The 11,530-nt window shown below is 73.9% G+C and carries 9 protein-coding genes; 6 read left to right on the plus strand and 3 right to left on the minus strand.

Features of this window, described 5'->3' with window-relative positions; all coding sequences use genetic code 11:
• Positions 1-82: 82 nt before the first annotated feature.
• Positions 83-877, minus strand: a complete 795-nt coding sequence (locus ABEB00_RS25655) for a hypothetical protein (RefSeq protein ID WP_345622574.1) — start codon at positions 875-877, stop codon at positions 83-85.
• 157 nt (positions 878-1,034) lie between these two features.
• A complete protein-coding gene (locus tag ABEB00_RS25660; protein ID WP_345622575.1) occupies positions 1,035-2,744 on the minus strand; it encodes a PucR family transcriptional regulator in 1,710 nt (569 codons plus the stop codon).
• Positions 2,745-3,087: 343 nt separating this feature from the next.
• On the opposite strand from ABEB00_RS25660, the gene ABEB00_RS25665 reads away from it, so the two are divergent.
• From ABEB00_RS25665 to ABEB00_RS25685, 5 genes are all read left to right on the plus strand, one after another.
• A complete protein-coding gene (locus ABEB00_RS25665) occupies positions 3,088-3,978 on the plus strand; it encodes an FAD binding domain-containing protein (protein ID WP_345622576.1) in 891 nt (296 codons plus the stop codon).
• Positions 3,978-4,550 (plus strand): (2Fe-2S)-binding protein, encoded by a 573-nt coding sequence (locus tag ABEB00_RS25670; protein ID WP_345622577.1) that lies wholly within the window; start codon positions 3,978-3,980, stop codon positions 4,548-4,550. Before ABEB00_RS25665 ends, ABEB00_RS25670 begins: the two co-directional genes overlap by 1 nt.
• Positions 4,551-4,552: 2 nt before the next feature.
• On the plus strand, positions 4,553-6,940 hold the full coding sequence (locus tag ABEB00_RS25675; RefSeq protein WP_345622578.1) for a xanthine dehydrogenase family protein molybdopterin-binding subunit: 2,388 nt from the start codon (positions 4,553-4,555) through the stop codon (positions 6,938-6,940).
• A gap of 221 nt (positions 6,941-7,161) precedes the next feature.
• A complete protein-coding gene (locus ABEB00_RS25680; RefSeq protein WP_345622579.1) occupies positions 7,162-8,622 on the plus strand; it encodes an NCS2 family permease in 1,461 nt (486 codons plus the stop codon).
• A 71-nt stretch (positions 8,623-8,693) separates the two neighbouring features.
• Positions 8,694-9,848 carry an XdhC family protein gene (locus tag ABEB00_RS25685; RefSeq protein WP_345622580.1) on the plus strand — a complete coding sequence of 385 codons (1,155 nt, stop codon included), beginning with the start codon at positions 8,694-8,696 and terminating at the stop codon, positions 9,846-9,848.
• A 27-nt stretch (positions 9,849-9,875) separates the two neighbouring features.
• On the opposite strand, the gene ABEB00_RS25690 is transcribed toward ABEB00_RS25685, so the two are convergent.
• Complete coding sequence (locus tag ABEB00_RS25690; protein ID WP_345622581.1) at positions 9,876-10,310, minus strand: SRPBCC family protein; 435 nt, start codon at positions 10,308-10,310, stop codon at positions 9,876-9,878.
• Between the two features lie 140 nt (positions 10,311-10,450).
• Between ABEB00_RS25690 and ABEB00_RS25695 the strand changes: the two genes are divergently transcribed.
• Positions 10,451-11,428, plus strand: coding sequence for an NAD-dependent epimerase/dehydratase family protein (locus ABEB00_RS25695; protein WP_345622583.1), 978 nt, complete (start codon positions 10,451-10,453; stop codon positions 11,426-11,428).
• Positions 11,429-11,530 lie beyond the last annotated feature (102 nt).

The following is an 11,530-nucleotide window of genomic DNA, read 5'->3' on the forward strand; positions in this document are numbered from 1 at the left end:
CCTCGGCGCCCGGCCCCGGGGGCGACCCCCGCCTCCGGCGCGCGAACGTAGGGGCGGGCCTACGCGCGCGAACCGGCCGGCGTCAGGCCGTGGCCTGGGCCGCCGCGCCCGGTGCCGGCGGGGGTGCCAGGTGCCGGGCGAGCCAGGTCGGGACGCCGCCGAGGAGGCGGAAGAGGCGGCGGGCCTCCTCGCGGAGCCGGGACGCCTCCGGTTCCGCCGCCGTCTCCGCGAGCGAGGCCAGCGCCGGTGCCGTACCGACGAGGTAGCCCAGCTCCTCCCGGATGCGCAGGGACTCGGTGAAGCCGTGCCGGGCCTCGGCGAGGTCGCCGTCGCGCAGCGCCAGCCCGGCCAGGTGCCGCCAGGTGAACGACAGCAGCAGCGGGTCGGCGTGGGCGGTGGCCCCGGCGTGCGCCCGCCGGTAGGCGGCCCGCGCCGACTGCGGCGAGTGCGCCAGGTTCTCCGCGAGCAGCCCGCGCCGGAAGTCCAGCAGGGCCCGCCCGGGGGCCCCCGGCGCGATCAGCGCCGCCGCCCGGCCGAGCGCCGCCCGCGCCTCGTCGGAGCGGTCCCGCACCGCGTGCAGCGTGGCGGCGTAGGCGAGGTGCCCGCGTTCGCACGCGGCGGCCCCCCGCTCCTCGTCGCTGTCGGCCAGCGCCTCCGCGGTGCGCAGCGCGTCCTCGGCCTCCGCCCACCCCTGCTCGGTGTAGAGACACCGCTCCACCAGCAGCGCGGCCCGCTGGAGCGCGGCGGCCGCCGTGTCCGGCCGCAGCAGCGCCGCCGCGTCGACCCAGCAGGCCCGCGAACGCAGCCGCCATATCGCGGTCTGGAGCGGATCGTCGTTGGCGGTGGATCCCCTGCCGGACATGGCGGGATGCGCCACGTTGCCCTCCTCAGCACACCGTCGAGCCCGAGTGGTGGCCGCATCAGAGCACGGAACGACCGGCCCGGCCAAGAGGGCGGGTGAAGGATTTCACAAAGTCGTGGGACTCCCGGCGGACGCGGTGGGGAGCGTGGCGGACCCCGCCGGGCCCCGCGGGTCAGCTCATCCGCAGCGCGAGGAAGAAGTCGAGCTTGTCCTCCAGGCGGGACAGGTCACGGCCCGTCAACTGCTCGATCCGGCCGACGCGGTAACGCAGCGTGTTGACGTGCAGGTGGAGCCGGGCCGCGCAGCGCGTCCAGGAGCCGTCGCTGTCCAGGAACGCCTCCAGGGTCGGGATCAGCTCGGCGCGGTGGCGCCGGTCGTAGTCGCGCAGCGGGTCGAGGAGCCGGGCGGTGAAGGCCCGGCGCACGTCGTCGGGGACGAAGGGGAGCAGCAGTACGTGCGAGGCCAGTTCCTGGTGGCCCGCCGCGCAGACCCGCCCCGGACGGGCCGCGGCCACCCGCCGGGCGTGCCGTGCCTCCTCCAGCGCGCCGCGCAGCCCCTCCGCCGAGTGCACGGCCGCGCTGACGCCGAGCGTGACCCGCCCGTCCCCGTCCAGCCCGGCCGTCAGCGGGTCCCGTACGGCCTCCAGCAGCGCCTCGGCCCGCACGCCCGCCTCGAAGCCGTCGTGCTCGCCGGCCACCGCCGGCAGCGGGACCAGGGCGATCGCCTCGGCACCGTCGTGCGCGACGGCGATCCGGTCGGAGTGCTCGGGGCCCGTCGCCCGCGGGTCGACGAGGATCTCCTCCAGCAGCGTCTGGGCCACCGGACCGCTGTCCGGGTCGCCGCCGTCCCACTCCACCCGGGCCACCACGATCTGCCAGTGCGGGGCCGCGCCGACGCCGGGCAGCAGCACGGGGGCGGCGACCCGCAGCCGGGCGGCCGTCTCGGCGGGCGCGGCGCCGGTCCGGACCAGTTCGAGGACCTCCTGCGCCAGGCGCCGCCGCACCGTGCGGGCCGCGTCCCGCCGGTCCCGTTCGACCGCGATGAGCTGGGTGACGCCGTACAGCAGGTCGAGCCGTTCCTCGGCCCAGTCCCCGGCGTCCGCCTCGACGGCCAGCAGCCAGTCGGACAGCACCGTCGCGCGCGCGTCCCGGCCGCCCGCCTCCCGGCCGCCCCGCTCGGGCCGGTCCGCCGCGCCCGGCCGCTGCCCCCAGCCGCGTACCGGGAACAGGCTGTACGTCGTCGCGCCCAGCACCACCCGGTGCGGGGCCCGGCGCCCCGCGCGGGTGGCCGCGAGATGCTCCGCCGCGAGCCTCGCGCACACCTCGGGGGGCAGCGCGTCACCGGCGGTTCGCGGCCCCGCGACCGGCCGCCCGGTCGGCGACAGCACCCACGCCCGCAGATCCAGGTCGGAGCCGAGCAGGTCCAGGACGACGTCCGGGCCGCCGCCCGCCGGACCGGCGGTCATCATCCGGCGGTGCCGGTCCACGACGGCCGCGAGGTCGCCCGCGCGCTCCCCGGAGACCTGCCGCACCACATGCTCGGTGATGGTCGCGAACGCCACCGACTCGTGCACCGCGAAGAGCGGCAGCCGGTGCCGGACGCACGCCGCCACCAGGTCCTCCGGCACCCGGCCCAGCTCGGCCTCACCGGCGGCCAGCGCGGTCACCCCGGCCTGCGCCAGCAGACGGACGAACGGCTCCGAGTCGCCGGCGTCCCGCCGCCAGGCCAGCCCGGTCAGGACCAGTTCCCCGCCCGACAGATAGCGGCTGGGGTCCCGCAGGTCGGTGGTCATCACACCCCGCACCGTGCGGTCCAGCTCGTCCTCGCCGCCGAGCAGCCTGAGGCCCAGCGCGTCGGTGTCCAGCAGTGCGCGCAGCCGCATTCTCGTCGCCGCCGTTCTCTGTCTCTTGGGTCCGTGGGATGGGTCTGTGGGGTCTGGGGGGTTCATCGGGTGGGGACTGACGGCCGTGTCGCAGGTCACGCGATCGGGTCGCGCGTTTCCTCGGGAAAACGTGGAGGTTACCGGAGGTCCTCCCTTCATACGAATCTACAAGGCGGCCGTCCTGGCCAGCCAACTCCTTCATGGTTTCGGTGACTGACCCCGGTGGAGCACAGAGCGGTGTACTGAGGCCACTCCACGTGAACAGCACATGAACGAGCCCGGCCGGCCGCAACCGGTGTGGCTCGATCTGTATGCCCCACACGACTCCAGAAGAGAGCCGGTCATGGACTTCCTTCGCCCCGCAAGCTGGGAGGAGGCGCTCGCCGCCAAGGCCGAGCACCCCACCGCCGTCCCCCTCGCGGGTGGCACCGACGTGATGGTCGAGATCAACTTCGATCACCGCCGGCCCGAGTACCTCCTGGACCTGAACCGCGTCGGCGAGCTGGCCGAGTGGGAGGCCGCAGCGGACACCGTACGGCTCGGCGCCGCCGTGCCCTACACGAAGATCATGGAGAACCTCCGCGCCGAGCTGCCGGGCCTCGCCCTCGCCTCGCACACCGTCGCCTCCCCGCAGATCCGCAACCGCGGCGGCGTCGGCGGGAACCTCGGCACCGCCTCCCCGGCCGGCGACGCCCACCCGGCGCTGCTCGCCGCCGGTGCCGAGGTCGAGGCCGAGTCGGTGCGCGGGTCGCGCCGCATCCCGATCGACGCGTTCTACACCGGCGTGAAGCGCAACGCCCTGGAGCCCGACGAGCTGATCCGCGCCGTGCACATCAAGAAGGCCGACGGCCCGCAGCAGTTCTCCAAGGTCGGCACCCGCAACGCCATGGTCATCGCGGTCTGCGCGTTCGGCCTCGCCCTGCACCCCGAGACCCGCACGGTCCGCACCGGCATCGGCTCGGCCGCGCCCACGCCGGTGCGGGCGAAGACGGCCGAGGAGTTCCTGAACGCGGCGCTCGACGAGGGCGGCTTCTGGGAGAACGGAAAGATCATCACCCCGTCGGTCGCCAGACAGTTCGCGGAGCTGTGCGCCGCCGCCTGCAACCCGATCGACGACGTCCGGGGCACCGCGAGCTACCGCCGCCACGCGATCGGCGTGCTGGCCCGGCGGACGCTCACCTGGACCTGGGAGACCTACCGCGGCACCCGCCGCACCACCAAGGGAGCTGCGTGATGCGCGTCAACCTCACCGTCAACGGACGCCCGCAGGAGGCCGACGACGTCTGGGAGGGCGAGTCCCTCCTCTACCTCCTGCGCGAGCGCCTCGGCCTGCCCGGCTCCAAGAACGCCTGCGAGCAGGGCGAGTGCGGCTCCTGCACGGTCCGCCTGGACGGCGTGCCGGTCTGCTCCTGCCTGGTCGCCGCCGGACAGGCCCAGGACCGCGAGGTCGTCACCGTGGAGGGCCTGGCGGACTTCGCCAAGGAGCGCTCCCGCGGCAGCGGGGCCCGCGGCACCTCCCTGCCGGACGCCCGGCGCCGGCCGCCCGGCGGCACCGACTCCCAGACCGGCGAGGGCACCGGACTCGCCCCGGTCCAGCAGGCGTTCATCGACGCCGGGGCCGTCCAGTGCGGCTTCTGCACCCCCGGTCTGCTGGTCGCCGCCGACGAGATGCTGGAGCGCAACCCGAACCCCTCCGACGCCGACATCCGCGAGGCGCTCTCGGGCAACCTGTGCCGCTGCACCGGCTACGAGAAGATCATGGACGCGGTCCGCCTGGCGGCCGCCCGCCAGTCCGAGGAGGTCTGAGCATGGCTGCCAACGGCGCACCCACCGAACTCACCCAGGGCTACCGGACCAAGGGCGGCATCGGCGAGTCCACGCTCCGCCCGGACGGCACCCTGAAGGTCACCGGCGAGTTCGCGTACTCCTCCGACATGTGGCACGAGGACATGCTCTGGGGCCAGATCCTGCGCTCCACCGTCGCGCACGCCGAGATCGTCTCCATCGACACCGGCGAGGCCCTCGCGCTGCCGGGCGTGTACGCCGTCATGACCTACGACGACCTGCCCACCGAGGTGCGCCACTACGGCCTGGAGATCCAGGACACCCCGGTCCTCGCCCACGGCCGGGTCCGCCACCACGGCGAGCCGGTCGCGATCGTCGCCGCCGACCACCCGGAGACCGCCCGCCGCGCCGCCGCCAAGATCAAGGTGGTGTACCGGGAGCTGCCCGTCCTCACCGACGAGGCGTCCGCCACCGCCCCCGGCGCGCTGCTGATCCACGAGAACCGCGACGACCACCACATCGGCCACGTCCCGCACCCCAACATCGTGCACCGCCAGCCGATCGTGCGCGGCGACGCCGACGCGGCCGCGCGCCGCGCCGACGTCGTCGTCAGGGGCGAGTACTACTTCGGCATGCAGGACCAGGCGTTCCTCGGCCCCGAGTCCGGCCTCGCGGTACCCGCCGAGGACGGCGGCGTCGAGCTGTACATCGCCACCCAGTGGCTCCACTCCGACCTGCGCCAGATCGCGCCCGTGCTCGGCCTGCCCGAGGACAAGGTCCGGATGACGCTCTCCGGCGTCGGCGGCGCCTTCGGCGGGCGCGAGGACCTGTCGATGCAGATCCACGCCTGTCTGCTGGCGCTGCGCACCGGCAAACCCGTCAAGATCGTTTACAACCGCTTCGAGTCCTTCTTCGGCCACGTCCACCGCCACCCCGCCCGCCTCACCTACGAGCACGGCGCCACCAGGGACGGCAAGCTCACCCACATGAAGTGCCGGATCGTCCTGGACGGCGGCGCCTACGCCTCCGCCTCCCCGGCGGTCGTCGGCAACGCCTCCTCGCTCTCGGTGGGCCCGTACGTGATCGAGGACGTCGACATCGAGGCGATCGCCCTCTACACCAACAACCCGCCCTGCGGTGCGATGCGCGGCTTCGGCGCGGTGCAGGCGTGCTTCGCCTACGAGGCGCAGATGGACAAGGTGGCCCGGGAACTCGGCATGGACCCGGTGGAGTTCCGCCGGCTCAACGCCATGGAGCAGGGCACCCTCCTGCCCACCGGCCAGCGCGTCGACTCACCCGCGCCGGTCGCCGAACTGCTGCGCCGCGTCAAGGCGATGCCGATGCCGCCGGAGCGCCAGTGGGAGTCCAGCGAGGGTGCCGACGTACGGCAACTGCCCGGCGGCCTGTCCAACACCACCCACGGCGAGGGTGTCGTCCGCGGCGTCGGCTACGCGGTCGGCCTGAAGAACGTCGGCTTCTCCGAGGGGTTCGACGACTACTCCACCGCCCGCGTGCGCATGGAGGTGGTCGGCGGCGAGCCCGTCGCCACCGTCCACACGGCGATGGCCGAGGTCGGCCAGGGCGGCGTCACCGTCCACGCGCAGATCGCCCGCACCGAGCTGGGCGTCACGCAGGTCACCATCCAGCCGGCCGACACCCAGGTCGGCTCGGCCGGTTCGACCTCGGCCTCCCGGCAGACGTACGTCACCGGCGGCGCCGTGAAGAACGCCTGCGAGCTGGTCCGGGAGCGGGTCCTGGAGATCGGGCGCCGCAAGTTCGGCTCGTACCACCCGGCCTGGGCGAACGCCGAACTCCTCCTGGAGGACGGCAAGGTCGTCACCGACGGCGGCGAGGTCCTCGCCGGCCTCGCGGACGTCCTGGAGGACGAGGCCGTCGAGGTGGAGGAGGAGTGGCGGCACCGGCCCACCGAGGCGTTCCACCCGCGCACCGGGCAGGGCGACGGTCACGTCCAGTACTCCTTCGCCGCGCACCGCGCGGTCGTCGAGGTGGACACCGAACTCGGCCTGGTGAAGGTGATCGAGCTGGCCTGCGCCCAGGACGTCGGCAAGGCCCTCAACCCGCTCTCCGTCATCGGCCAGATCCAGGGCGGCACCACCCAGGGCCTGGGCATGGCGGTGATGGAGGAGATCGTCGTCGACCCGAAGACCGCCAAGGTCAGGAACCCGTCCTTCACGGACTACCTGATCCCCACCATCCTGGACACGCCGACCATCCCGGTCGACGTGCTCGAACTCGCCGACGACAACGCCCCGTACGGGCTGCGCGGCATCGGCGAGGCACCCACCCTGTCGTCCACCCCGGCGGTCCTCGCGGCCATCCGGAACGCGACGGGCCTGGCGCTCGACCGGACTCCGGTACGCCCGGAGCATCTGACCGGCACCAGTACCTGAGCGGTACCGGACCGGTACTCGTACCAACCGGTACCTGAGCGGTACCGGACCGGTATCCGCACCCGAGCGGTACCCGACCGGCACCGGTACCCCCAGCGGTACCCGACCGGCACCGGACTGTTCGCCCTGGGCCGTCCCCCGGGTCGTGCATCCCCGATCCCGCACCCGCCGTCCGCCGCAGGCGATCGCGGGTGCCCCTGTGAACCTTGGGAGACGGCACCATGACCCAGCAGTCAGTGGAGCCCACGACCACCGCCGAGGACGCGGGCGCGGGTTCCCGCGTCCCGGCCGGCCGGTCGTGGCTCGACCGCTACTTCCACATATCCCGGCGGGGATCGACGGTCGCGCGCGAAGTGCGCGGCGGCGTCACCACCTTCATGGCGATGGCGTACATCCTCCTGCTCAACCCGCTGATCCTGTCCGGCGAGGACGCGGCGGGCGACACCCTCGCCGCCAAGGCGCTGATCACCGCCACCGCGTTCGCCGCCGCCTTCACCACCCTCCTGATGGGCTTCGTCGGCAAGGTGCCGCTCGCGCTCGCGGCCGGCCTGTCCGTCTCCGGCGTCCTCGCGTCCCAGGTCGCCCCCGAGATGACCTGGCCGCAGGCGATGGGCATGTGCGTGCTGTACGGCGTGGTCATCATGCTGCTGGTGGTCACCGGCCTGCGCGAGATGATCATGAACGCGATCCCGCTCGCCCTCAAGCACGGCATCACCATGGGCATCGGCCTGTTCATCGCGCTCATCGGCTTCTACAAGGCAGGGTTCGTCCACCAGGGCGAGGCCACCCCGCTCAGCCTCGGCCCGGCGGGCGAACTCACCGGCTGGCCGGTGCTGCTCTTCTGCTGCACCCTCCTGCTGATCTTCATGCTGCAGGCCCGCGAGGTCCCCGGCGCGATCCTCGTCGGCATCGTCGTGGGCACGCTCGCCGCGGCCCTGCTCAACGCCGCCGGGGTCATCGACCCCGGGCAGTGGGCGGGCGGCGTCGCCCCCGCACTGCACGGCAGCGCGGTCTCCATGCCGGACTTCTCGCTCTTCGGCGAGGTCGAGTTCGGCGGCTGGGGCGAGGTCGGCGCGATGACCGTCGGCATGATCGTCTTCACCCTGGTGCTGGCCGGTTTCTTCGACGCGATGGCGACCATCATCGGCGTCGGCACCGAGGCGAAGCTCGCCGACGACAAGGGCCGGATGCCGGGCCTGTCCAAGGCGCTGTTCATCGACGGCGCCGGCGGCGCGATCGGCGGGGTGGCGGGCGGCAGCGGCCAGACGGTGTTCATCGAGTCCGCCACCGGCGTCGGCGAGGGCGCCCGCACCGGCCTCGCCTCCGTCGTCACCGGCGCGTTCTTCGCGGCCTGTCTCTTCTTCACCCCGCTCACCGCGATCGTCCCGCAGGAGGTCGCCGCCGCGGCCCTGGTGGTCATCGGCGCGATGATGCTGATGAACGCCCGGCACGTCGACTGGGCGGACCGGGCCACCGCGATCCCGGTCTTCCTCACCGTGGTGCTGATGCCGTTCACTTACACCATCACCACCGGCGTCGCCGCGGGCGTCGTCGCGTACACCGCCATCAAGGCCGCCCAGGGCAGGGCCAGGGAGATCGGTGTCTTCATGTGGGTCCTGACGGTGATCTTCGTCGTCTACTTCGCCCTGCACCCGATCGAGAGCCTGCTGGGCGTGCACTAGCGGCCCGCCCGGGAACCCGTCCACCCGGCCCCGCACCAGGATTTCCCCCTCACTCCAAGGAGACCGAACAGATGCTGGACATCGCCGAAGAGCTGCACCGGTGGGTCGAGCAGGGACGTGACTTCGCCGTGGCCACCGTGGTGGCCGTCGGCGGCAGCGCCCCGCGCCTGCCCGGCGCCGCCCTCGCGGTGGACGCCGACGGCACGGCGGTCGGCTCGGTCTCCGGGGGCTGCGTGGAGGGCGCCGTCTACGAGCTGTGCGGCCAGGCGCTCGCGGACGGCGAGACCGTCACCGAGCGCTTCGGCTACAGCGACGCGGACGCCTTCGCGGTCGGTCTGACCTGCGGCGGCGTCCTTGATGTCCTGGTCACGCCGGTACGGGCCGGCGACCCGGCCCGCCCGGTGCTGGCCGCCGCGCTCGCCGCCACCGTACGCGGGGAGGCGGCGGCCCTCGCCAGGATCGTGGCGGGCCCGCCCGGCCTGCGGGGACGCGCGCTCGGGGTCCGTCCGGACGGCTCCTGGTACGGCGGCTTCGGCGCCCGTCCCGAACTGGACCGCACGGTGGCCGCCGAGGCGGGCGCCTTCCTGGCCGCCGGACGCACCGGCACCCTGGAGATTGGTGAGCGGGGCGCCCGCTGCGGAGCGCCGCTCACGGTGCTGGTGGAGTCCTCGGTGCCACCGCCGCGCATGATCGTCTTCGGTGCGATCGACTTCGCCGCCGCGCTGACCCGGGCCGGCAAGTTCCTCGGCTACCGGGTGACGGTGTGCGACGCGCGTCCCGTCTTCGCCACCGAGGCGCGCTTCCCCGACGCCGACGAGATCGTCGTGGCGTGGCCGCACGAGTACCTGGAGCGCACGGAGGTGGACGACCGCACCGTCCTGTGCGTCCTCACCCACGACGCCAAGTTCGACGTACCGCTGCTGGAACGGGCGCTGCGGCTGCCGGTGGCGTACGTCGGTGCGATGGGCTCGCGCCGCACCCACCTGGACCGGGCGGCGCGGCTGCGCGAGGTCGGCGTGACAGACCTGGAACTGGCCCGCCTCAAGTCCCCGATCGGCCTCGACCTGGGCGCCCGCACCCCCGAGGAGACGGCTCTGTCCATCGCCGCCGAGATCGTCGCGGCGCGGCACGGAGGCACGGGGGTGCCGCTGACGGGGGCGCACACGCCGATCCACCATGACGGGGCGGCGGCGGCGCCGCGGCGGCGGGCCGGGTCGGTGGCCTGAGCCGCTTCTGCGCCGTTCGGGTGGTTTTCACGGCCGTCTCAGCAACTGGTTGACGGCACGGCCGAACACGTACCGTCCCGAGCGGCCCACCAGCCCGTCGAGCGGGGACGGGAGGACGTCCAGCCGCTCCCGCCACAGCACGCGGGTGCGGCCGCCCGGGCCGGGGCGGACCTCGATCTCCGCCCAGCCCCGGACCAGCCGGCCCCGCTTCTCCAGGCGGCAGCGGCCGGGCCCGTCGTCGTGCGGGGGTTCCCAGACGGTCACCTCCATCGGGTCGTCGAAGGCCAGCGGGCCGACGCCGGTGCGGGCGACGACCAGGGTGCCGACACGGGTGGGCGCGTCCGGGGTGACGGTGACGCGGGTCAGTGGCACCGCCGCACCGTGGCGGTGCCACTCGGTGAGCCGGCGCCAGGTCTCGTCCAGCGGCAGCGGTGCCGTGCGTTCCAGGAAGAAGGTGGCCACCCGACGATCGTAGGGAACGGCCCCCGTAGCCGGTGAACGCGCCGCGCGGCGGCCTGTCGAATGATCGTTCGAGGTACGGAAGGCGTCCGCCGGGTTACTCGCGCCGACACGCGTGTGAAGGCGAGAGGAAGGAGAGCCCCGTGAGCGACAGCCTCGTGAGCGGCCGGCCCTGGCGCCGGGCGCTGGTGACCGGCGGAGCCGGATTCGTGGGATCCCACCTGTGCGACCGGCTGTTCGGCACCGGCGCCGAGGTGGTGTGCCTGGACAACCTGGCCACCGGTTCCCGGAGCAACGTGGCCGCCCTGGAGCGGGAGCCCCGCTTCCGCTTCGTCCGGGCCGACGCCACCGACGCCGGCGCCCTGCGCGGCCTGCCCGGCCGGTTCGACCTGGTCCTGCACTTCGCCTGCCCGGCCTCGCCCCTCGACTACCTCCGGCTCCCGCTGGAGACCCTCGACGTCGGCTCCACCGGCACCCGCAACGCCCTGGAGCGGGCCCACGCCGACGGCGCCCGCTTCCTGCTCGCCTCCACCTCCGAGGTCTACGGCGACCCGCTGGAGCACCCGCAGCGCGAGACGTACTGGGGCAACGTCAACCCGGTCGGACCGCGCAGCGTCTACGACGAGTCCAAGCGGTTCGCGGAGGCCCTCACCACCGCCCACCGCCAGGTCCACGGCACCGACACGGCCGTCGTCCGCATCTTCAACACCTACGGCCCCCGCATGCGTACCGGTGACGGCCGCGCGGTGCCCGCCTTCATCGCCCAGGCGCTGGACGGCGTGCCGCTCACGGTCGCCGGGGACGGCGGGCAGACCCGCTCCCTGTGCTTCGTGGACGACACCGTGGACGGGGTCCTCGCCCTCGCCGCGTCCGGCGAGAGCGGGCCGATGAACATCGGCGGCACCGAGGAGATCACCGTGCTGGAACTGGCCCGGCGGATCATCGACCTGACCGGCTCCGGCTCCCGGGTCCGGTTCGTCGAACGCCCCGTCGACGACCCCGGCCGGCGCCGGCCGGACACCACCCTGGCCCGCGAACGGCTCGGCTGGCGGCCCCGCACCGACTGGAACGAGGGACTGCAGCGGACCATCGGGTGGTTCGCACACGCCGTCGCGGCGTGACCCGAAACGCCACTCGAAAGAAGTCACCGAGGTCACCGAGGTCACCGAGGTCACCGAGGTCACCGAGACCGTCGCGGTCACCGAGGGCGGTTCGGTGCCCGT

It is taken from the genome of Streptomyces ziwulingensis (assembly GCF_039542605.1).
GTDB classification, from domain to species: Bacteria; Actinomycetota; Actinomycetes; order Streptomycetales; family Streptomycetaceae; genus Streptomyces; species Streptomyces ziwulingensis.